The following is a 21,563-nucleotide window of genomic DNA, read 5'->3' on the forward strand; positions in this document are numbered from 1 at the left end:
GCCAGCTAAATTAGCTGGCCTTTTTCAGTAATAAACAGCTATTCTTCCGCCAACAAAGCAAACAACTCAGCCCTGTTCCGGCCATTACGTTTAGCCATATAAAGCGCCGAGTCAGCCTGCAAATACAACTCTTCAAAGTTACTTTCGCCATGAGTTAAAGCAATGCCAATAGAGGTAGTCACGCATAACTCGGCAACACCAGCTTTAATTGGATAATCCGCCAGAATCACCCTCACTCGTTCCGCCACATGCAAAGCCGTTGAAGGGTCCGTTTCAGATAAAAATACCGCAAATTCCTCACCGCCAATACGGCCAAAAATATCGTATTCACGCAGTGCTTTTTTGATTCGGTTGGCTGTGGCTTTGAGCACTTCATCACCAGCCTGATGACCATAGGTGTCGTTGACTGATTTAAAAAAATCCAAATCCAGCAACAGCAAAGCTGCAGGTTTATCCGAGCGTTGACAACGGGCCAGCTCAGCTTCGACAGAATCGACAAAACAACGGCGATTAGCCACTTTGGTTAACTCGTCTGTTAGCGCTAACTCACTTAAGCTTTCAACTTTGCTGTACAACTGATGCTCCAGCACCTTCTGCTTGGTAATTTCTTTGGCCTGGATCAGCATTTCACCGGATGGAAGAATTTGTTCAGACATTAAAAACCAGCGGCCGTCGGTTAAATCTACTTCAAATAAACGGAACGGATTTTGCCGTCTTTTTTGCTGAGCTTGCGCCAGCCAGTCTTCAATACTGTCCGCTTCAAAACGCACCCCTTTGCCCTCACGATAAGACAAACGCATTAAATCGTCGAAGGAGATATCCTGAATAGTTCGCTGGTCCTGATAAAAAATATCGCAAAAGGCCTGATTGCAACCAAGCATTTTGTCATCTGCGCTTAAAATGGCATAACCATCGTTACAGACTTCAATAAATTCAAGTAGTTTTTGCTGAAACATCAGCTGAGAGAATGGCATAACAACCTCTGCCGCAACCGCTATGGTTAAACACTAGCAGAGGGAATTAAGAGTGCCAGAGAAGATTGTAAACTTAAGCTTGATCAGAGGTTTAAATAAAAAAAGGGACAATGAATTGTCCCTTTTAATTAACGAAAATCCATCAAAGTTCAGGCCGTTTGCCAGGCCATGCACTCAATACGGTTTCTGCAACCTGCTTTAACTCTGCGCAATTCGCACCACTGGTGGCCTGCACAGCCATGCCCTGCATTACGGCGAGTATATAACGAGCTAAAGCAGCCGGGTCCGAATTCTGTGGTAAATCGCCGTCTGCTTTGGCTTGTTCCAGACGAGTGCATAAAGCAGTTTCTCCGGCACGACGTTTGGCAATCAACGCTTCTTTCACAAAAGTGGCCGACTCGCTGCAGGCAAGAGCGCCCTGCACTATGACACAACCCGGTGGATTGTCCGGGTCAGCATTAGTACTGGCTGCACCACAGAGCATATGTTTGACCACTTCAAAGGAAGTAGTCAGCTCTAACGCTGGATAAAAAAACGCACAAGGACGGTTTTCATACAGCTCAATAGCTTTCAAAAACAGTTGTTCTTTATTACCAAAAGCGGCATACAAACTAGGTTTGTTGATGCCCATAGCCTCACATAAATCAGGCAAGGATGCGCCTTCGTAACCTTTACGCCAGAAGACTTCCAATGCTTTTTGCAAGGCCTTTTCCATGTCAAAAGCGCGCGGGCGTCCCACTGTTGGCGCTGCTGTTACCGCTGATGCTGACATTTCAGACTCCGGATTAAAAACGATGCCCTAGCATAAACTGCTTGGCAACACATGTCCAGAAAGGAATATTTACCAACTGGTACATTATTGTATATAATAGCAACTTATCTTGACAGACCAGTTGCTAGCCCTGCTTTTGACTCTGTAACCCAGAAATAGTTTTAGGCAATGCAAAGCGGTTTTTAGATATTCAGTAAAAACACAGCGCATTTTATGCTGTATCCCGTTAACAGACCTTCCTGCAGTAGCTGCTGCTAACCCAGAAACTTCGGCTTATAACCAAAGTTTTCTCGCTAGTTCAAAAGACTCTACAGTTATTTACCGTTCGGTACAAAATAATGATTGACTCTTGGTTGAACTTCTATATATTTACCGAGCGGTACAAAACTAACAGATGAAAACAGTTTGTACAACAAAAGTTGAATTTAAATTTACTGAATGAGGAAAATGTCATGAGCAGCAACAGCACTATTCGTACCTTTGTATTGGGAAGCATCGCCGCCTTAGTGTTATCCGCTTGTGGCACTCCGGAAGCCGCAGCACCGGGCGCTATGGCAGCACCGGAAATTAATGTGGCTACAGTAGTAAACGAAAAAATCACTGAATGGGATGAGTTTACCGGTCGTTTACAGGCGCCGGAAACTGTCACTTTGGTGCCACGTGTATCAGGTTATATCGAGCAGGTATTTTTCACTGAAGGTGCTTTAGTCAAACAAGGCGACTTGTTATTCCAGATTGATGCCCGCCCTTTTGCTGCTGAAGTCGCGCGCTTAAGAGCAGAGCTAACCAATGCTGAAACAGCACAAAAACTGGCAGATAACGATTACCGTCGTGCCGCAGCACTGAAAAAACAACGTGCTATCTCTGAAGAAGTATTAGACACCCGTCAAACCCGTAAGCTGCAATCAGCGGCCACTGTAGCTTCTGTGAAAGCTGCATTGCAACGTGCTGAACTGGACTTGTCTTTTACGCAAGTCAAAGCGCCTATTTCAGGTCGTGTTTCTTACGCTCAAATCACAGCAGGTAACTTTGTTCAGGCTGGTAGCAGCCAACTGACGACCTTAGTCAGCACCAGCAAAATGTATGCGTACTTTGATGCTGATGAACAAACTTATCTGAAGTATGTGCAGCTGGCTACAGCAGGCAACAGAGCTGAACAGCGCACAGCCCACAATACTGTCTATATGGCTTTGGCTGGTGACAGCGAATTTGGTTATGTCGGTAGCATCGACTTTATCGACAACAGCATCAATGCACAGACCGGTACTATCCGTGCCCGCGCTACCTTTGAAAATGTCGATAACAAATTAATCCCAGGTTTATTCGCCCGCTTAAAACTGGTTGGCAGCAATGCGTATCAAGGCATTCTGATCGACGACAAAGCCATAGGCACAGACTTAAACAACAAGTTTGTACTGGTGGTGAATAACGAAAACCAACTGGAATACCGCCCTGTCACTTTAGGTGAGAAGGTTAACGGCCTGCGCATCATAAGCTCTGGTTTAAATGCTTCGGATCGTATTGTGGTGAACGGCCTGCAACGTGTTCGTCCATCCATGACAATCCAGCCTAAACTGGTAGAGATGGCAACAAGCCAGCAATTAACAAGCTTAAAAGCTGAACAACAGCAGTTGGAAGCGGACAGCAAGCAGGAACTTACTGCTGCTGCTGAACAAGCGGCTTCTGTGCAAGCAACGGCTAATCAGGGTTAAGGAACGGATATGTTATCGCAATTTTTTATCAAAAGACCTATTTTTGCCGCCGTGCTGTCGCTGCTGATTTTTATCGGCGGCGCCATAGCCGTCTGGCAATTACCTATCACTGAATACCCTGAAGTGGTGCCACCTACAGTAGTAGTGACGGCTAACTATCCGGGTGCTAACCCTAAAGTCATAGCTGACACCGTTGCTTCGCCTTTAGAGCAGGAAATTAACGGCGTCGAAGACATGTTGTATATGTCTTCACAGGCTACGTCTGATGGCCGTATGACCTTGACTATCACCTTCGCTATAGGTACTGACGTTGACCGTGCTCAAACTCAGGTGCAAAGCCGGGTTGACCGCGCTAAGCCTCGCCTGCCGCAGGAAGTACAACGTTTAGGTGTGGTGACTGAGAAATCATCGCCGGATTTAACCATGGTGGTGCATTTAACTTCACCGGATGACAGATACGATATGCTGTATTTGTCGAACTATGCGGCGCTGAACGTTAAAGACGAATTAGCCCGTATTGAAGGTGTAGGTGCTGTGCGTTTATTTGGTGCCAGCGAATACAGCTTACGTATCTGGCTGGATCCGAATAAAGTCTCAGCTGTAGGTTTATCACCAGCGCAAATCCTGGCTTCTATTCGTGAGCAAAACCAACAGGCAGCTGCTGGTTCTTTAGGCGCTCAACCTGCGGGTGACAGCGACTTCCAAATTCTGATTAACGTCAAAGGCCGTTTAACCACAGAGCAGGAATTTGCTGACATTATCGTTAAAGTCGGTGAAGACGGCGAAGTCACACGTATCCGTGATATTGGCCGGGTGGAGTTAGGTGCTCAGTCTTATGCACTGCGTTCATTACTGAATAACAAAGATGCTGTGGCTATTCCTATTTTCCAGGCTTCAGGCTCAAACGCCATTCAGATTTCTGATGATGTGCGCGCCACTATGGCAGAACTGTCGAAAGGTTTCCCTGAAGGTTTAACTTACGACATCGTCTACGACCCTACCGTATTCGTTAGGGGCTCTATTGAAGCAGTCATCAAAACCTTGCTGGAAGCCATATTACTGGTGGTTCTGGTGGTGGTGTTATTCCTGCAAACCTGGCGTGCTTCTATTATTCCTTTAGTGGCTGTGCCTGTATCTCTGATTGGTACCTTTGCCTTTATGCATCTGCTGGGCTTTTCATTAAACGCTTTATCCTTATTTGGTCTGGTATTGGCCATAGGTATAGTGGTGGATGACGCCATAGTGGTGGTAGAAAACGTGGAGCGTAATATCGCTGATGGCTTATCTCCTATGGCCGCCACACAAAAAGCCATGAAAGAAGTAACAGGCCCTATTGTCGCGACCACTTTAGTACTGGCAGCTGTATTTATCCCTACCGCTTTTATGTCAGGTTTAACAGGCCAGTTTTATAAGCAGTTCGCTTTAACTATCACTATTTCTACCTTTATCTCGGCGTTGAACTCGTTAACCTTGAGCCCAGCTTTGGCTGCGCTGTTGTTAAAACCTCATGGTTCAAAACCTGATGCTTTAACCCGTGTACTGAACAAAGCCTTTGGCAGCTGGTTATTTGATCCATTTAACCGCCTGTTTAGCAAAGCGTCCAAAGGTTATGGCCTGATGGTACGTAAAGTGATTCGGTTTGGTGGCATTATCGGTATTCTGTACATTGGTTTAGTTGGCTTAACTGCAGTGCAGTTCCAGCAAACCCCTACAGGTTATGTGCCTGGTCAGGATAAACAGTACTTAGTGGCTTTTGCTCAGTTACCGGACGCTTCTTCTTTAGACAGAACCGAAGCTGTGATTAAAGAAATGTCCCGTATCGCAGCAGAACATCCTGGTGTAGCGAACTCTATCTCCTTTCCAGGTTTGTCCATCAACGGTTTTACCAACAGCCCAAGCGCAGGCATTGTGTTTGTAGGTTTGGATGACTTTAGCGAACGTGGTTCACCTGAATTATCAGGCAATGCTATAGCAGCAGCGTTAAACCAGAAATTCGCCGGTATTCAGGACGCCTTTATCGCCATATTCCCGCCGCCGCCAGTACAAGGTTTAGGCACCATAGGTGGATTCCGTCTGCAAATTCAGGACAGAGCCAACCTGGGGTATGAAGAGCTGGCAGCTGTGTCTATGCAAGTGATGCAAAAAGCCTGGGCAACGCCTGAACTAGCTGGTGTGTTCTCAAGTTATCAGGTGAATGTACCGCAACTGGATTTAGACGTAGACCGTACCAAAGCTAAACAACAAGGCGTCAATCTGGATGAGATATTCCAGACGCTGCAGGTGTATATGGGTTCGGCTTATGTCAACGACTTCAACCAGTTTGGTCGGACTTATCAGGTGAATGTGCAAGCGGACGAGCAATTCCGTCAGGATCCTGAGCAAATTCGTCAGCTTAAAGTGCGCAACAACGCAGGTGAAATGATCCCGCTGGGTTCCTTCATCAACGTGAAACATTCAGCTGGCCCTGACCGCGTCATGCACTACAACGGTTACACCACAGCAGAAATTAACGGTGGCCCTGCCCCTGGTTACAGTACAGGCGAAGCTCAGGCTGCTATCGAAAAAATTCTGGCTGAAACTTTACCGCAAGGTATGACCTATGAGTGGACAGAGCTGACTTATCAGCAAATCCTGGCTGGTAGCGCAGAGTTGTTCATATTCCCGCTGGTGATACTGCTGGTGTTTATGGTGTTGGCTGCTCAGTACGAAAGCTTAACTTTACCGCTGGCTATCATCCTGATTGTGCCTATGACCTTGTTGTCAGCCATGACAGGTGTGTGGATCTACGGTGGGGATAACAACATCTTCACTCAGATTGGCTTGATAGTGCTGGTAGGGCTCGCGACGAAAAACGCTATCTTAATAGTCGAATTTGCTAAAGAGCTGCAGGACCATGGCATGAAAACGATGGATGCGATTTTGGAAGCTGCTCGCTTACGTCTGCGTCCAATTTTAATGACCTCCATCGCCTTTATTATGGGTGTGGTGCCTATGGTGTTCTCGACCGGTGCAGGTGCAGAAATGCGTCAAGCCATGGGTGTAGCTGTATTCGCCGGTATGATTGGCGTCACTATCTTCGGTCTGATTTTAACACCACTGTTTTACTACACTCTGGCCAAACGCCGTGACCGTCAACTGGCACAGGCCTCAGACACTGTAAACGCAACGAAAACTGAGGAAACTCATCATGCGTAAAACCATTCGTTTAACCGCTATCAGTATGGCATTAGCATCACTGTTGTTTGGTTGTGCTTCAGTAGGACCAAGCTATGCGGCTCCGGTAGCAGCCAATCAGGTGCAACTGCCGGTTGAATACAGAGCTGCAGATAAAGCTCAAAACTGGTGGCAACAGTTTAATGACCCGGTATTAAACCAACTGATAGAAAAGGCCTTGCTGAATAACCAGACCTTAGCTGCAGCAGAAGCCAACGTAAAACGTGCTTATGCCGCTTTTGAAGACAGCGACAATGATGGTCTGCCTCGTATGGACGTCACCGCCAGTCAACAAAACAACCAGGTGCCGGACAGCGCTGCACAAAACGCAGGACAAATTCAGCGTCAGGCAAGCCTGGGTGGTGCTTTAAGCTGGGATTTAGATTTGTTTGGCAAATTACGCCGCGCAGCTGAAGCCGCAAATGCCAGAGCACAAGGTGCTGAACTGGCATGGCAGGAAGCTAAAGTGCAATTGTTAGCTCAGGTCGCCGCCAGTTATGGCGACTACCGTGGTGCTGAACTGCGCCTCTCTGTAGCAGAGCAAAACCTCGGTAATTTACGTCGCACCAAACAGATTATTCTGGCGCGCCGTGATGCGGGTTTCGCATCGGATCTGGAAATTAGCCGTATCGACGCACAGATTTATCAGTTGCAAAGTACTCTGCCGCAGTTTGCCTTTGCCAAAGCTCAGGCCAACGCGACAATAGCGGCTTTAGTAGCACAACCTGCAGAGCAATTTGTGGTTGCCACTAAAGCAGAAGCTTTGCCTGAACTGAACAAACCTTTGTCTTTTGCTAATCAGCACAACTACTTAAAGTTCAGAACTGACGTAGCTGTAGCCGAACGTGAACTGGCAGCCAGCACTGCAGATATAGGTGTGGCCACAGCAGAGCTATACCCGGAAGTGTCTGTAAGCGGGTTTTTAGGTTTTATTTCAAGCCCTGGTCTGAGCTTGGGTTCACAAAATGAAGCCTGGAGCATAGCGCCTAGTTTACGCTGGCAAGCCACAGAGCTGAGCTCGATTCAGGCCCGTATCCGCGGCGCAGAAGCAGAACAGCAAATGGCCTTTGCCCGCTTCCAGCAAACAGTGTTTGATGCGCTGGCGCAAATGCAGACCTCACTGCAAGGTTACAGAACCAGCCGTGAGCAGCAGTTAAGCGCACAGCAACAAGTTGCAGCCACTGAACAGGCCGTGCAGCTGACACGAGCTCAATACGAAGCTGGCACCACTGAGTTTTTGGACTTGCTGGACGCTGAACGTGAATGGTTAGCAGCCCGGGATCAGCAGGCTGTGCTTTCTGCTCAAAGCTTCCAGCGTTTAGTCTCTATCTACCGTGCGTTTTCGGGTGGTATAGAACTAGACCAAGGCACTCAACAATTGGCATTAGTGAAAGAGTAAGACAAAGAGTCAGAGTATTCACTCTGACTCAACGATTCACCTTTGGGCGTCCGCTTAGTCCCATTCCCAACGGACGCCCTTTTTTAACTTCCGACCACTCCGCTTCGACCTCCCACTGGATTTCCGTCACGACAAAAAGCAATGTAATTCAAGCAACCTTTGGTATAAGCTCTGTGAAATCAAACGCATGCATATTGTCTGGCCTGCGTCACTATGGAGTTCTACATGAAACAACATTCGGCGGCACTGGTGCTTCTTGCTGCATTATCTGCTTGTTCAGCACAAAACCTCACTGCCCCTGTCGCTACTGCAACTGTGCCGCAACCCACAGCTCCTATCCTCTGTGCAGATAATGCCAGTTGGAACGCCCCTGCAACACCACGACAGATTTTTGGTAATAGCTGGTATGTCGGTACTTGTGGCATCAGCGCTATTTTAATCACATCGCCACAAGGCCATATACTCATTGACAGTGGCACTGAAAAAGCTGCACCACAGGTTGCGGCCAACATCGAAGCTCTCGGCTTTAAAGTACAGGATGTGCGTCTGTTATTAATGTCCCATGAGCACCATGATCACAGTGGCGGACTGGCCTATCTGCAACAGGTGACAACAGCACCGCTGTATGCCAGAGCCCCGGCAGATGCTGTGATGCGTAGCGGTAAAAATAGCAGGATCGACCCACAATTTTTAGAATTATCGGCAATGCAACCAGTGGCAAAGGTGACCACTATTCGAAACGATCAGAAGGTGATTTCAGGCTCGCTGCAAATACAGGCTTTGGCTACACCCGGACATACCCCAGGCAGCACCAGTTGGACCTGGACTTCATGTGACGAAAAGCAATGCCGCAACATGGCCTATATTGACAGCCTGACCGCTATTTCAGACGACCAATACCGCTATAGCGACGACAACAGCCATCCAGGTTACCTGGCCTCGTTTCGCACTGCACTGAAGCAGATCAGTCAGTTGCCTTGTGACATTTTGCTAACGCCTCATCCGGGTGCCAGCGCGATGTGGCAGCGGCTTGATGCTAATCCAAGCCAAGCTTTAGTCAACCCAAACGGCTGTCGTGACTACGCGGCCAATGCCAGTCTAAAGCTGGATAAGCGTCTGGCAGAGGAAAGTTCAGCTCACTAATATCCGCCTTAGTGCCCGCTTTGACAGGGGCACTCTAACCAATCTTCTATTGATAACTATTCTTATCCGCATTATTATTAAGCCAATTTTAATAGCTTGCTGAATAAGGCTGAGTATCCGGTGTTTAAACTAAAACAACGCTTCTGGTTTTTATTACATGGCTGGGTAGGTTTACCTGTCTGGTTAATTTTTTGCGCTGTGTGTTTAACGGGCACCATTGCTGTTTTTAGTCATGAACTGACCTGGCTGACCAACCCCAATGCCAGAGCAGAAAACCCACAAAACCTGCCGGTTAAACCTGCCACTGAATTGATTGCAGCCGTCAAAGCTGAAGTGCCAGACGCTGAAATTGGCACTGTGCTGGTGATGGAACCTTATCTGGTGAATGCCATTGTCTTCTCCACAGCTAAAGCCCCTTTTGGCATAGCTTATGTCAATCAATACACAGGCGCAGTGCAAGAGCTGAACTACGGCCTGAACTTTATTACCTTTATGCGTTCGTTACACGGCTGGTTATTATTCCCCTGGGAAAGTAGTTACAGCGTGGGTTATTACCTGGTCAGCGGTATGGCCATACTGATGCTGGTGTCTTTAATCACAGGTTTAGTGATTTATAAAAATTTCTGGAAGTCCTTTACCCAACCTAAAGTGCGGTTGAATCAAGGCCGTAAAACGCTGCTGACTGACTTACACCGTTTAGCCGGTGTCTGGTCAATTTGGTTTTTAGTGGTGATGAGTCTGACGGGGTTGTGGTATCTGGTGCAGGCTATTTTATGGCACAACGACATTGATTTTTATCACGAACCTAAAATTCTGACGGCAACTGAAGTACCAGCAGCTGGCCAAAAACACACGCCACCTTATTCACTGGAAGATGCGTTAGTTATTGCCAAGCAAACCTTGCCAGAGTTGCAACCTGCTTACATCATGATGCCAGAGCATAACCGTGATTTATATCGTATTTCAGGTTCAGGTGATTCCATATTCTTTGATCAGTACTCTTATTCAGTATTAGTCAATCCGTGGACAGGTGCAGTGACAGATGTGCATACACCGGCTCAAATGGGTGGCCTTGAAGTGCTGAGCCATATTGCCGATCCGCTGCATTACGGCACTTTAGGTGGTATCTGGACCAAAATAATCTGGTTCCTGTTTGGCTTACTGTTATCCGGTATGTCTATTACAGGTTTTATGATCTGGGGCAGTCGCACCATCAAAGCGGCCCGTGCAGAACCTGCAACCAGTTACACAACTTCAGAGGTAAATTCCTGATGGCACAACGCTCAGATACGTGGTGGCAACGTAACAAGTTTAAACTAAATGCTTTAGTGCTGATTTTGCCATTCTGGTTTTTGTATGAAGCGATGAATCCTGTGTTTCCACCTTCATGGCCTACTCAGAAAATTGGCGCTTTTGAAGTCACCCCAACTCCTCTGACGTTGGATGCACCTTATCAGCACCATGGTGATTGGGTAAAAGATTTCAGCCTGCAATTCTGTGAAGGCTGCGTGGCCAATATACGTCAGGCTTACATGGCGATAGCAGCAGAGCAACCAGCGATCGAAGACTTCGCCGAAGCCGACCTGAGTATCCTGCATGGCAGCTCTTTTGCTCAGCATGTGCACGCCAAAGCCACAGCACAACCTAAAGCCGGTGATAAAGTCTGGTTACTGATTGAAGACTGGCAAGGCAAGTTGCATGTAGGTTCATGGGATTGGCCACAGTCTTAATATTAAGGGTCAGAGTAAAATTAAGCACTGAAGCTTAATTTTACTCTGACCCGAATTAACTTTTGTTACAAAACCAAGCACAAATTAACCCGCCAAAGCGTTACACTCAGACAGCGAATATTCACGGGGTTGGCTATGAGACTGTTTTGGTTGGTGCTGCTGTTTTCTTATCAAGGCCACGCCCTGGCCCACAGCTGGCCCGGTTTTGCTAAACAACAATCTTGCCTCGAGCTTTATCCTGATTATCAGCAACTGGTCGATGACATTCGCCAACAAACGCCCTGGTACAAGCTGGACCACTGGCTCGCCCCCTGGTTATTGCCTGAACAACAGTTCGAAACCACCCAACAACAGTTGGATTGCGCTCAGCTGGAATACCAGTCTGACAATTTTTTAGTGCAAGCCTGGGGTTTACAACCTAAAACCTCTCAGACAAAAAAATGGCCTGTGATTATTTACAACAGAGGCGGTAATTCGGCTTTAGGCCGGTTGGATTTTGTTTCAGTATTGCGCCAATTAAGCCCTTTGGCTCAACAAGGTTTTATTGTACTGGCCAGTCAATACCGTGGTTCAGTGCCACAAGATCAACAAACTTATGGTAAAGATCAGTTTGGTGGCGCTGACGTCAATGACATTCACCAGCTAATTGAACTGGCGAAAAAGCTGCCGGCAGCAGACGCAGATAATATCTTTTTATACGGCATCAGCAGAGGTGGCATGATGAGTTACCTGACTGCGCGCCAACGTGATGATATTCGCGCTATGGCCATCACCGGAGCGCCAACAGACTTAATTACAGAACTACCACGTCTGCCAGAGATGGAGATTATTTTCCGCAGCCTGATCCCCAATTACGATCAAAACAAACAGCAAGAACTGCAACAGCGTTCAGTGTTGTATTGGGCAGAAGAGTTACCTGAGAGCTTACCTATTCTATTAATCTATGGTGGTGAAGACCAAAGAGTGCACCCGGACAATTCAAAACGACTGGCAGCCAAACTGACAGAGCTGCATCGCCCGGTAAAACTGATTGAATTTGCCGATGCTGATCACCTGTTAACTGACTACAAAGAGCAGGAACGCCAGGCTATGTTGCACTGGTTTCGTCAGCACCAGCACAGCAGCCAAAAACCTGTGGCAGCGCCCTAACCCGCCAGCTCAACCCTGTCCCGCCCAAGCTCTTTCGCTTTATACAAGGCCTGATCAGCACGTTGCAACAGCTGATCCAAAGCACTTTCCACTGTACTTGCGATACCTATACTTAAACTGCTTTCTAAACCAGATTGCTGCATCTGCTGTTTAAACTGCTGCTGCACCCTTGTGGCCAGATGCAATAAGCCTTCAGCTGTGGTATCCGCTGCAGCCAACACAAATTCATCACCGCCTAAACGACAGGCTATATCACTTTGCCTTGCCACAGCAGCCAACACAGACCCCAGTTGTTGTAAGGCTAAATCACCGGTTTCATGCCCATGCTGGTCATTCAGCTGTTTAAACTCGTCAATATCAATCATCATCAAGGCTAAAGGTGTGCCTTGCGTTTCTGACTGAAGCTGGTACTGCTCAAATTTAGTCTGAAAAGCTCTGCGGTTATCCAGACCAGTCAACTCATCGGTATGGGCTAAATTTTCCATTTGCTGCGCTTGTTGATACAGCTTATCTATAGTTTTTTCCGCTACTTTGGCCTTCTTGTGTTGCAGCTGCATCTGTTGGTCCAGTGCCATCTGGTATGCAAGGGCATCGGCAATCAACTTTAAACTGCTGAAGATATGCTCTGAGATCAACACTGCTTCAGTACTGGCGCCACATAAAGTGCCAATGGTTTTACCTTCGGATAAAACAGGCAAAGCAAAAAAGCTTTGCATGCCCAAAGCAGCACTAGCCGAAGTTGGAAACAACGCTGGCACAGCATCAGACTGCTGCAGATTTGCATCAAATAACAAACGGCACATCGAATCAGACCAGTTCACCACAGCCCCTTCCTGCACCGGTACAGTCAATTGCCCTTCAACTAACACCACTTGTTGAGTCAGTGCCTTCCAGTCAATGCGGGTTAAAAATGTGGTGTCCAGCCCTGTCAAATGCTGCACCAATTGCAACAAAGGCCTGGCTGCTTGCTCAAGAGCTACACTGGTATAACTGTGACGTTGTGGCATAACGACTCTGATGGGCTGCAGGATTGAATATCCCTTTTAGCACTATTTCCTGCTGAATGTTTATGTTGTACGTAGCTTTTAGCCAGTGAGAGCAAATAAATACCAATTATTTTTCGAAGCTTGTCGAAACAACCCACCCGGTATCGACTAATAAAGGAATCAACCCAAGGAGAACTTAACATGACTCAATCCATTCAACAGTTAGCAGCACAATGGGCAACAGCAGTCGCCAGTCAGAATATGGAACAAATCATGGCTTTTTATGCCGATGAACTGATTGCCTATGACGCCGTTGCTCAACTGCAGTTTATTGGTAAATCAGCCTACAAAGCGCATTGGCAAAAATGCATGGAATTCTGCGCCGGAGGCCATTCGAAGTTTGAACTGCGCGATTTAAAGATCCAGCAAAACGACCCAATCGCCTTTAGTCATGCTTTAGTCTACTGCGAGGGTAGCAATGAAAAAGGCGAAACTCAGGGTTGCTGGATGCGTCTGACTCAAGGCTGGCAAAAGCAACAAGGCCAATGGCGTATTATTCATGACCATTTTTCTGTGCCTTTTGATATGGTATCCGGCGCCGTATTATTTGAACTGACACCAGACGCTTAACAAGGGCCGGAAGAAGGAAAACTGCCATGAAATATTTATGCTTAGTCTACAGCGATGAAAAGCTGCTGCATTCACTGCCCGAAAGCCCAAAAGACGAAGAATGTTTTGCTTACGCAGCCAGTGTGCAAAACAGTGGCCGTATGCTGGCCGCCGAAGCGCTTCAACCTATAGACACAGCCACCACTGTAAGGGTTCGCGCTGGAAAAACTTTGTTAACCGATGGCCCTTTTGCCGAGACCAAAGAACAACTGGCTGGTTTTTATCTGGTGGAAGCCAAAGATTTAAACGAAGCGATACAGCTTGCTGCCGGTATTCCGGCTGCTCGTGTTGGTTCTGTTGAAGTACGGCCTATACGGCAACTGGAGGTGTAACATGAGATTTATGCTACTGATGATCCCTAAAGGTTATGAAAGCGCAGCACCAGGCGCTATGCCAGAAGCTGCAGCTGTAGAAGTGATGATGGACTACAACAGAAAGCTGCAGGAAGCAGGTATTTTGATGAGCTGTGAAGGCTTGCATCCGCCGTCTATGGGAGCTCGAGTCAGCTTTACCGCAGGCAAGCCATTGGTCACAGACGGGCCTTTTACTGAAACCAAAGAAGTATTAGGTGGTTTTTGGATGATCAAAGTAAATTCCAGAGCCGAAGCTATTCACTGGGCCAGTTTATGTCCGGCTGGTGATAACGAAGTAATAGAGGTGCGGCAAATTCAGGACATGGAAGATTTTCCTGAAGATATTCAGCAAATTGCTGCCGACTTCGCCAGCATGCAAAGCTCTTGAACTTTTGAACCAGGTTGTCACAGCCGAAACTATTTCGGCTTTATACCAACAAGAAAGCCGCAGGGTGCTGGCCACCCTGATCCGGCTTTTGGGTGATTTTGAACTGGCCGAAGAAGCCCTGCAAGACGCCTTTGCCTGTGCTTTACAACAATGGCCAGTCGATGGGTTACCGGAACAACCCAGAGCCTGGTTAGTATCCACAGGGCGATTTAAAGCCATAGATAAAATCCGGCACTACAAAACCCAGCGTAACTATCAGCAGCAATGGCTTGCCGAACAAGGTGAAGATATAGAAGCTTTTCAGGCTGATGAAGCAGATCATCAAAACTGGCAAGACGATGAGTTGCGACTGATATTTACCTGCTGTCACCCGGCTTTATCCACCGAAGCCCAAATTGCGCTCACCTTACGCGAAATTTGTGGCCTGACGACAGAGCAAATTGCCAAAGCTTTTCTCACCAGCCCGGTCACCATAGCCCAACGTATAGTGCGGGCGAAAAACAAAATCCGGGACGCCGCTATTCCTTACGAAATCCCCACTCCAGAGCAATTACCAGAGCGGCTGGATGTTGTGCTTAAGGTGATTTATCTGCTGTTTAACGAAGGCTATAGCCAAAGTTCGGGCGATCAGTTGCTGTGTGCAGAGCTGTCAGCTCAGGCCATACGACTTGGTTTTTTATTGCTGGAGTTACGACCCGACTCTGAAACTATGGGCTTATTGGCTTTGTTACTGTTGCAGGAATCACGGCGTCATGCCCGCATCGATCAAAAAGGCGATCTGATATTACTGGCCGATCAAGACAGAAGCTTATGGGACCAGTCCCTGATCCAACAAGGAGTTCAGCTGGTAGAACGCTCTTTAACAGGCCGTCGTATTGGTCCTTATGGTTTGCAGGCAGCTATTGCCGCACTTCATGCCGAAAGCCCGGATGCAGCAAGTACCGACTGGCCACAAATTGTCGCTTTGTACGATGTGCTGTATCGCTTCGAAGCCTCACCTGTGGTGCTGTTAAACCGCGCTGTAGCCATCAGCATGGCGCAAGGCCCGGCTGCTGCATTACCGCCATTACTGGCACTGGAACAAAGTGGCGAACTAGCACAGTATCACCTGCTCGACGCTGCTTTAGCAGACCTGCACCAAAAACTCGGCCTGACCCAACAAGCCCGCTTTTATTACCAGCAAGCGCTTAACAAAACCACACAACAGGCGGAACAGCGCTTTTTGCAAAAGCGTTTGGAGAGTCTTAGTTAGCCTTGATATTTAATCAGTGCTTTCTTTGAATTCTAAAACGAACGACATCTCGTCAGAATCAAGCTTCAGCCAGCTCTTTTTTAATTGCTCGAATCTCTCTAAAAAACCTCTCAGAGACTCTGGTAAAAAAACTAGGGTCGACATTCCTTGCAAATGAGATAAGTCCGATAGTTCTCTCGTAATCTGAACGACGTAAACGCCCTTTCGAGTAAAGAGACAACAGAAGCCGAATTTCGTCTTTCTGTTTTTTAGTTATAGTGAGGTGATTCGGGCATATCTTTATACCAGTAACTATCGCACTACCACCGGAACTGCTACCTGAAGTTGTTTTATCTGGATTTATTGATATTTTTGGTGATTTATTCGCAGTAATTAACTTTTGAATTAACTTAAATACTTCATGTGTCCTACCCGGTAAATTTGTCGAAAAAATCATATCGTCAGCATATCTGGTATAGGTAACCTCTACACCGAAAGATGACTCCAGAGCAGACATAACAGTCTCATCAAAGTTAAGCATCGCGATGTTGCTCAAAATCGGGGAGGTTGGGTACCCAATAGGTAAAATATCTCCTTTGAAAAAACAGACAGTTCTTATTAGTTCAAACAGCTCCTTGTCAGGTGGCAAAGAATCAATTTGCTCCCAATTCTTTATCAATGCACCTTTAACATCTTCAAAAGTGACGGATGGAAAAAAATTCAATAGATCAATTTTTAAAAAAATCTGTTGTTCTGGTGACGTTCTGCATTTTTAAGAATGGAGCAACCTTGTGAGAATGCCATGGATGAAGGATGGCTTTTCACCTTTTCGAAAATATTTTTGAGTAACCAGTACTGGATAGTTTTGGTTTTCGCTGCCGCCTGATAAATAGTCCGGTCATCGCCATTTTTTTTGGGAATTTTAAACTGATATACAGCTCTTCTGGCATTAGATACAGAGCTATCAAAGAGCGTTTCAGGAATTTGTAAGTCTTTACATATTCGACTCTTAAGATCCATAGAGCCGCCTTGAATGGTACTTCATAGTATGATTGCGGAAAGTCGCAATGACTTTATCCAGATCAAACTTGTAAGAGAAATACAACGAGTTGACTGCGCTTTTATATCGATCGTTATCGTCTTTGGAAACAGATCCAAATGCTTTAAGCACGGCGATAATATGAACCACGTATTTATGGTTTCTTACACCAAAAATTAACTTAACCGCCTCTATAAGCTCTTTATGAGTAACTGGCCCCAGAATGTAAATTAAATCATGAATGAATAGCACTGATTTCTTGTCAAAGACAAGCGAAGGATCCAAGGTGTGAATGTTTATAGCACTATCTTTTACAGCTACAGGTTTCGACAGCAGGTCGTACAACTCAGGATAGATATCCCCGATTGAATCTCTAACATTTATTCCGTTCGAATTCATACGATAATGGATAACACGTTCTGTTCCTGAATTCTCTTCAACCGCAGCAATAGGGCCAAGATTGATAAAGCTCTCAGATGTTCTGTATTGTTCGTCATTGATGATTATTAGCTTGTCTCTAAGTTGCGGATTAGCAAATGCCCCTAACTCAGCGAATGCACTGGGACTCTCCAAAATTATAATTATGAAGTCAGAAAACTTAGATATTAGATCCTCAACATCGAGTATGTTCCCTTTGTGTCCCTCTATCTTTAGGGTTTTAAACATTTCTTCAGCTAGCAAGACTTTTGTATTGGGAAGCTGTTTTCTTGCGAAGTCAATAACAGCCGTTCTTCGCTCAGAGACCTCAGAAGTGGCTTTATTAGCCCCACATAGAAATACGAATTTATACCGTGAACTGGAATCAGGGAGTTGTATCTTAGAATGCCTGAGACATTTAGATATTTGTCCAAGAGCATTTACTATATTCTTATTATTTTTGTCTATCAGCATATCCATTCGCCATTTATTGTACCTACTTGGAGCGGCCGAAACATCCGCTCGCGGATACGCTGACGAGCGTATACGTGATCGGATGTTTCGAGAGAAAACTAAAAATTCTAGGCAGAACATGACTCATGTCCCGATGCGGCAAAACCACATATGCTAGGTACAAGATTAAATTAGCATGCACATCGACGATAATTCAATACAATAAAATCATGTGCGATGGATATAGTGGACTCAGGCTGGACACTGACAGTGATCGCAGCATTACTCAGACAACACGGCTGCGGGCCTGTTTACCCGGCAGCCTTAGCTTCGACTTCGGTACATGATTAATGAATTTATCCAGTGCAGCCCAGGCTATTTTGTTGCTCACTTGCTACTTTGGCAAAGCCAGCAATGAAAGTATAAAACCATTAAGTAATGGTGAATGGGGCCGTTTTGCCTTATGGCTAAAAGACAAAATGCTATCGCCCGCCGACTTATTGGTAGCAAACCCACAGCCCTTGTTAACAAGCTGGAATGATAACCGCATCACCACCGAACGTATTTTGTTGTTATTAGGCAGAGGTCATAGCCTGGCGCTGGCGATGGAAAAATGGCACAGAGCAGGTTTATGGGTGGTAACACGTTCTGACTCTGATTATCCCAAACGCCTCAAAACTAAACTAAAAAATGATTGCCCACCCGTGCTGTTTGGCTGCGGCAATAAAGAGTTACTTCATAGCGGTGGCTTAGCTGTAGTGGGTTCACGTAATGCGGTGGAAGCCGACCTGCTATTTACCCAACAGCTTGCAGCCAAAGCTGCTGCAGAAGCTGTTACTGTGGTATCTGGTGGTGCACGTGGTGTGGATGAAGCAGCTATGCTCGGCGCCATCAAACAAGGTGGTCAAGTCGTTGGTGTGATGGCGGACAGCTTACTTCAGTCGGCAACCAGTGCAAAATGGCGTCAGGCTCTGATGGATGGTCAACTGGTTCTGGTTTCACCTTTTTATCCTGAAGCGGGCTTTAATGCCGGCAATGCAATGGCACGGAATAAGTATATCTATTGTCTGGCCGATGCTGCTTTAGTTGTCCATTCAGGGCCAAAAGGCGGAACCTTAAATGGTGCCGAAGAAAACCTGAAACACCAGTGGGTGCCGCTTTGGGTGAAACCAAGCGCCGACCCAGAATCTACAAATTCACTATTAGTGGCCAAAGGTGGCCATTGGTACCCAGCGGATATCCAGGCCTTTACTACTGAGATGCTGTTCTCTGCACCAGTATCTGCAGCTATGGAACACAGAGTTTCGGAAGAACAGCAGCAATTATTTGCCCCTGCTGATACAACGGAACAACTTGCTGTCACTGATTTTTATAAGTTTTTTGTGATTTCGTTATCAAAACTGGCAGCAAAGCCTGTCACTGCAGAAGAGCTGTCCGCTCGAACCTTATTGCATCCATCTCAGCTTAACGAATGGTTAAAACGAGCAGTTAAAGACAAACAACTGATACAGCTACAACAGCAGCCAGTGCGCTATCAGTATCTGAAAAACAGCAAATAATTGGAACCTCAATACTATGGGGACCTGATGCCTGAGCCCCTTTTTCAGGCTACACTGGCAAAACCAGACCTACTCCGGAGCTAAGCCCATGACAAGCCAAACAAATAGCGTTTTCGCTCTGCTTAAAGACAGCACTTTGGTGCATCACAGCAGCTATATTGCAGGGCAGTTCCAGAGTGGCCGCAATGGTCATTTCGCTGTGCATAATCCTGCTGATGGCAGTTTGCTGGCGTTAGTGGCTGAAGCAGGAAGCGCAGAAGCAGAACAAGCGGTCACAGCTGCTACTGCTGCTTTTCCTGGCTGGTCTGGTCTTACTGCTGGTGAACGCTCTGCAAAGCTTATGCGCTGGAATCAGTTGATGCTGGAGCATCAACACGACTTAGCCCGTATTTTAACCCTGGAGCAAGGCAAACCCTTAGACGAAGCAGCAGGTGAAATAAGCTACGGCGCCTCTTTTGTCAGTTGGTTTGCTGAAGAAGCCAAACGTATGAATGGCGATATTATTCCGGCACCTAAGGCCAACCAGCAAATTCTGGTGCTAAAACAAGCCATAGGTGTAGTGGCCGCTATTACGCCGTGGAATTTCCCGAATGCAATGATTTTACGTAAAGCGGCTGCGGCTTTGGCTGCGGGTTGTACTTTTGTAGTCAAACCTGCAGAGTTGACGCCTTTATCGGCTTTAGCCTTGGCTGAACTGGCCAGCCGTGCCGGTATTCCCGCAGGTGTTTTTAATGTAGTCACAGGCACAGATGCTAAAGCTATAGGTCAGGTGCTGACCAAAGACTGCCGTGTAGCAAAATTTAGCTTTACCGGTTCCACCCCAGTCGGCAAAACCTTGTTAGCGCAGTGTGCTTCTACAGTAAAAAAAGTCTCGATGGAACTGGGTGGCAACGCACCATTTATTGTATTTGATGATGCCGATTTAGCCACTGCAGTACAGGGTTTGCTGGCCGCTAAATTCCGTAACGCTGGCCAAACCTGCGTTTGTGTCAATCGTGTTTTTGTCCAGCGCCCTGTGTACGATGCTTTTTTAGCTCAGTTGATTAAAGCCACAGCACCTTTAAAACTGGCTTCTGGTTTAGAGGCTGGTTGCCAGATAGGCCCGCTGATTAACCAGGCCGCTGTGGATAAAATAGCCCGGTTATTGGATCAGGCGCTCGATCAAGGCGCTGAACTGCTGTTAGGCGGCGCTATTGATGCCGATCTGGGCCCGTTGTTTTTCCAGCCAACCATAGTCACAGACGTCACAGCCGATATGCAAATAAGCCAAACCGAAATTTTTGGCCCTGTGCTTTGTGTCAGTGTGTTTGACACTGAGCAAGAAGCGATAGAGCTCTCCAACAATACACCAACAGGCCTAGCCAGCTATTTTTACAGCCGAGATATAGGCCGGATTTTCCGTGTTGCTAAAGCGTTGGACTACGGCATGATAGGCATCAATGAAGGTTTAATTTCCAATGCAGCGGCCCCTTTTGGTGGTGTCAAAGAATCAGGTTTAGGCCGGGAAGGCTCCAGCTATGGCTTGGATGATTTTACTGAATTGAAGTATTTGTGCTTAGGTGGATTGGGCTAAGTTCAGCCTGCGTCATCAGCGTTCCTGCTATCGAAAATTACAATTTTTCACAGTTGAAAGTTATTCATCTTATAGATTAGATAGCTGAATTAAGTCACTCTGTTTGCTCAAACTCAATCGCCTGAACTTTAATCAGCTCGGGCATTTTGGCGCAGTATCTTAAGAGAGAGGTGTTGTTTATGTTACAACTTGCAGCTAACCATCATCCGTCGGAACAGGTCAAACAGCCAGTTGTAGCACGCAGCAAAGGTGACATCACCCAGTTACTGGCTAAGTTAGATCCCGAAAAAAACACCAGCTTCGATCAGCTGTTTTCTACTGTCTACGCTGAGCTGAACAAACTGGCCCGCTGCCGCCTTGCCCGTGAATCGACCTTAACTCAACTAGACGCGCCAGGTTTAGTACACGAAGTCTATTTGCGTTTATTACAACGTGATGCACTTTGTGGTATGAACAGAAACAGCTTTTTTTCTTACGCCTCCACAGTGATGCGCTCTGTCGTTGTGGATTATGTGCGCCAGCGCCAGGCAAAAAAACGTGGTGGAGTGGCAAGTCCTGTCACTTTACATACAGAACAAATTGCACAACAGCCGTTAAGCCCTGACGTGGAAGCCTTAGACAATGCAATGCAGCAATTGCAGCATATTGATGAGCGCTGCTGTCAGATTGTCGAAATGCGTTATTTTGGCGGCCTGTCTTTGGATGAAATAGCAGAAGTGCTACAGATATCCCCTGTCACCGCATGGCGTAGCTGGGAGAAAGCCCGCATCTTTTTGTATCAGGCTATCCAGTTATAACCCCGG

At 46.7% G+C, this 21,563-nt stretch carries 20 protein-coding genes; 14 read left to right on the top strand and 6 right to left on the bottom strand.

Annotated features, from left to right (window positions below; all coding sequences use genetic code 11):
* Positions 1–38 precede the first annotated feature (38 nt).
* Positions 39–974 carry a GGDEF domain-containing protein gene (locus OM978_RS17300; RefSeq protein WP_264343525.1) on the bottom strand — a complete coding sequence of 312 codons (936 nt, stop codon included), beginning with the start codon at positions 972–974 and terminating at the stop codon, positions 39–41.
* Between the two features lie 142 nt (positions 975–1,116).
* Entirely contained in the window at positions 1,117–1,746 is a 630-nt protein-coding gene (locus tag OM978_RS17305) for a TetR/AcrR family transcriptional regulator (protein WP_264343526.1), read from the bottom strand.
* Positions 1,747–2,198: 452 nt separating this feature from the next.
* Between OM978_RS17305 and OM978_RS17310 the strand changes: the two genes are divergently transcribed.
* The 7 genes from OM978_RS17310 to OM978_RS17340 all read left to right on the top strand — a co-directional run bounded on the left by OM978_RS17310 (position 2,199) and on the right by OM978_RS17340 (position 12,092).
* Positions 2,199–3,458, top strand: coding sequence for an efflux RND transporter periplasmic adaptor subunit (locus OM978_RS17310; RefSeq protein WP_264343528.1), 1,260 nt, complete (start codon positions 2,199–2,201; stop codon positions 3,456–3,458).
* 9 nt (positions 3,459–3,467) lie between these two features.
* Positions 3,468–6,653: an efflux RND transporter permease subunit gene (locus OM978_RS17315; RefSeq protein ID WP_264343529.1), complete on the top strand. Its 3,186-nt coding sequence runs from the start codon at positions 3,468–3,470 to the stop codon at positions 6,651–6,653.
* Complete coding sequence (locus OM978_RS17320; protein ID WP_264343530.1) at positions 6,646–8,070, top strand: efflux transporter outer membrane subunit; 1,425 nt, start codon at positions 6,646–6,648, stop codon at positions 8,068–8,070. The genes OM978_RS17315 and OM978_RS17320 overlap by 8 nt, the downstream gene beginning before the upstream one ends.
* A gap of 225 nt (positions 8,071–8,295) precedes the next feature.
* A complete protein-coding gene (bla, locus tag OM978_RS17325; protein ID WP_264343531.1) occupies positions 8,296–9,213 on the top strand; it encodes a subclass B3 metallo-beta-lactamase in 918 nt (305 codons plus the stop codon).
* Positions 9,214–9,333: 120 nt separating this feature from the next.
* Positions 9,334–10,485: a PepSY-associated TM helix domain-containing protein gene (locus OM978_RS17330; RefSeq protein ID WP_264343532.1), complete on the top strand. Its 1,152-nt coding sequence runs from the start codon at positions 9,334–9,336 to the stop codon at positions 10,483–10,485.
* Entirely contained in the window at positions 10,485–10,943 is a 459-nt protein-coding gene (locus tag OM978_RS17335; RefSeq protein ID WP_264343533.1) for a hypothetical protein, read from the top strand. The genes OM978_RS17330 and OM978_RS17335 overlap by 1 nt, the downstream gene beginning before the upstream one ends.
* 135 nt (positions 10,944–11,078) lie before the next feature.
* Positions 11,079–12,092, top strand: a complete 1,014-nt coding sequence (locus OM978_RS17340) for an alpha/beta hydrolase family protein (protein WP_264343534.1) — start codon at positions 11,079–11,081, stop codon at positions 12,090–12,092.
* On the opposite strand, the gene OM978_RS17345 is transcribed toward OM978_RS17340, so the two are convergent.
* On the bottom strand, positions 12,089–13,099 hold the full coding sequence (locus OM978_RS17345; protein WP_264343535.1) for a sensor domain-containing diguanylate cyclase: 1,011 nt from the start codon (positions 13,097–13,099) through the stop codon (positions 12,089–12,091). The genes OM978_RS17340 and OM978_RS17345 overlap by 4 nt on opposite strands.
* A gap of 180 nt (positions 13,100–13,279) precedes the next feature.
* On the opposite strand from OM978_RS17345, the gene OM978_RS17350 reads away from it, so the two are divergent.
* From OM978_RS17350 to OM978_RS17365, 4 genes are read left to right on the top strand one after another with little or no spacing between them, the layout of a single operon-like run.
* On the top strand, positions 13,280–13,708 hold the full coding sequence (locus OM978_RS17350; protein ID WP_264343537.1) for a YybH family protein: 429 nt from the start codon (positions 13,280–13,282) through the stop codon (positions 13,706–13,708).
* 26 nt (positions 13,709–13,734) lie between these two features.
* Positions 13,735–14,079: a YciI family protein gene (locus OM978_RS17355; RefSeq protein WP_233008255.1), complete on the top strand. Its 345-nt coding sequence runs from the start codon at positions 13,735–13,737 to the stop codon at positions 14,077–14,079.
* A gap of 1 nt (position 14,080) precedes the next feature.
* Complete coding sequence (locus OM978_RS17360) at positions 14,081–14,488, top strand: YciI family protein (protein WP_264343538.1); 408 nt, start codon at positions 14,081–14,083, stop codon at positions 14,486–14,488.
* Positions 14,489–14,492: 4 nt separating this feature from the next.
* Positions 14,493–15,740 (top strand): RNA polymerase sigma factor, encoded by a 1,248-nt coding sequence (locus OM978_RS17365; RefSeq protein ID WP_264343539.1) that lies wholly within the window; start codon positions 14,493–14,495, stop codon positions 15,738–15,740.
* Positions 15,741–15,798: 58 nt separating this feature from the next.
* On the opposite strand, the gene OM978_RS17370 is transcribed toward OM978_RS17365, so the two are convergent.
* From OM978_RS17370 to OM978_RS17380, 3 genes are read right to left on the bottom strand one after another with little or no spacing between them, the layout of a single operon-like run.
* Positions 15,799–16,443, bottom strand: a complete 645-nt coding sequence (locus tag OM978_RS17370; protein ID WP_264343540.1) for a reverse transcriptase domain-containing protein — start codon at positions 16,441–16,443, stop codon at positions 15,799–15,801.
* Positions 16,444–16,454: 11 nt separating this feature from the next.
* Positions 16,455–16,739, bottom strand: coding sequence for a hypothetical protein (locus OM978_RS17375; RefSeq protein ID WP_264343541.1), 285 nt, complete (start codon positions 16,737–16,739; stop codon positions 16,455–16,457).
* Positions 16,729–17,649: a retron St85 family effector protein gene (locus OM978_RS17380; RefSeq protein WP_264343542.1), complete on the bottom strand. Its 921-nt coding sequence runs from the start codon at positions 17,647–17,649 to the stop codon at positions 16,729–16,731. The genes OM978_RS17375 and OM978_RS17380 overlap by 11 nt, the downstream gene beginning before the upstream one ends.
* Before the next feature lie 329 nt (positions 17,650–17,978).
* Here OM978_RS17380 and OM978_RS17385 point away from each other — a divergent pair, with 329 nt between their 5' ends.
* The 3 genes from OM978_RS17385 to OM978_RS17395 all read left to right on the top strand — a co-directional run bounded on the left by OM978_RS17385 (position 17,979) and on the right by OM978_RS17395 (position 21,557).
* Positions 17,979–19,187: a DNA-processing protein DprA gene (locus OM978_RS17385; protein WP_264343543.1), complete on the top strand. Its 1,209-nt coding sequence runs from the start codon at positions 17,979–17,981 to the stop codon at positions 19,185–19,187.
* A gap of 88 nt (positions 19,188–19,275) precedes the next feature.
* Entirely contained in the window at positions 19,276–20,760 is a 1,485-nt protein-coding gene (locus tag OM978_RS17390) for an NAD-dependent succinate-semialdehyde dehydrogenase (protein ID WP_264343544.1), read from the top strand.
* Between the two features lie 179 nt (positions 20,761–20,939).
* A complete protein-coding gene (locus OM978_RS17395) occupies positions 20,940–21,557 on the top strand; it encodes an ECF-type sigma factor (protein ID WP_264343545.1) in 618 nt (205 codons plus the stop codon).
* Positions 21,558–21,563: the final 6 nt, after the last annotated feature.

The sequence above is a fragment of the Rheinheimera sp. MM224 genome (assembly GCF_947090785.1).
GTDB lineage: Bacteria > Pseudomonadota > Gammaproteobacteria > Enterobacterales > Alteromonadaceae > Pararheinheimera.

What these genes read in the sequence shown, in the direction of transcription:
- OM978_RS17300 (WP_264343525.1), bottom strand. Translation starts at nt 974, where the DNA reads ATGCCATTCTCTCAGCTGATGTTTCAGCAAAAACTACTTGAATTTATT.
- OM978_RS17305 (WP_264343526.1), bottom strand. Translation starts at nt 1,746, where the DNA reads ATGTCAGCATCAGCGGTAACAGCAGCGCCAACAGTGGGACGCCCGCGC.
- OM978_RS17310 (WP_264343528.1), top strand. Translation starts at nt 2,199, where the DNA reads ATGAGCAGCAACAGCACTATTCGTACCTTTGTATTGGGAAGCATCGCC.
- OM978_RS17315 (WP_264343529.1), top strand. Translation starts at nt 3,468, where the DNA reads ATGTTATCGCAATTTTTTATCAAAAGACCTATTTTTGCCGCCGTGCTG.
- OM978_RS17320 (WP_264343530.1), top strand. Translation starts at nt 6,646, where the DNA reads ATGCGTAAAACCATTCGTTTAACCGCTATCAGTATGGCATTAGCATCA.
- bla (WP_264343531.1), top strand. Translation starts at nt 8,296, where the DNA reads ATGAAACAACATTCGGCGGCACTGGTGCTTCTTGCTGCATTATCTGCT.
- OM978_RS17335 (WP_264343533.1), top strand. Translation starts at nt 10,485, where the DNA reads ATGGCACAACGCTCAGATACGTGGTGGCAACGTAACAAGTTTAAACTA.
- OM978_RS17340 (WP_264343534.1), top strand. Translation starts at nt 11,079, where the DNA reads ATGAGACTGTTTTGGTTGGTGCTGCTGTTTTCTTATCAAGGCCACGCC.
- OM978_RS17345 (WP_264343535.1), bottom strand. Translation starts at nt 13,099, where the DNA reads ATGCCACAACGTCACAGTTATACCAGTGTAGCTCTTGAGCAAGCAGCC.
- OM978_RS17350 (WP_264343537.1), top strand. Translation starts at nt 13,280, where the DNA reads ATGACTCAATCCATTCAACAGTTAGCAGCACAATGGGCAACAGCAGTC.
- OM978_RS17355 (WP_233008255.1), top strand. Translation starts at nt 13,735, where the DNA reads ATGAAATATTTATGCTTAGTCTACAGCGATGAAAAGCTGCTGCATTCA.
- OM978_RS17360 (WP_264343538.1), top strand. Translation starts at nt 14,081, where the DNA reads ATGAGATTTATGCTACTGATGATCCCTAAAGGTTATGAAAGCGCAGCA.
- OM978_RS17375 (WP_264343541.1), bottom strand. Translation starts at nt 16,739, where the DNA reads ATGGATCTTAAGAGTCGAATATGTAAAGACTTACAAATTCCTGAAACG.
- OM978_RS17380 (WP_264343542.1), bottom strand. Translation starts at nt 17,649, where the DNA reads ATGCTGATAGACAAAAATAATAAGAATATAGTAAATGCTCTTGGACAA.
- OM978_RS17385 (WP_264343543.1), top strand. Translation starts at nt 17,979, where the DNA reads ATGAATTTATCCAGTGCAGCCCAGGCTATTTTGTTGCTCACTTGCTAC.
- OM978_RS17390 (WP_264343544.1), top strand. Translation starts at nt 19,276, where the DNA reads ATGACAAGCCAAACAAATAGCGTTTTCGCTCTGCTTAAAGACAGCACT.
- OM978_RS17395 (WP_264343545.1), top strand. Translation starts at nt 20,940, where the DNA reads ATGTTACAACTTGCAGCTAACCATCATCCGTCGGAACAGGTCAAACAG.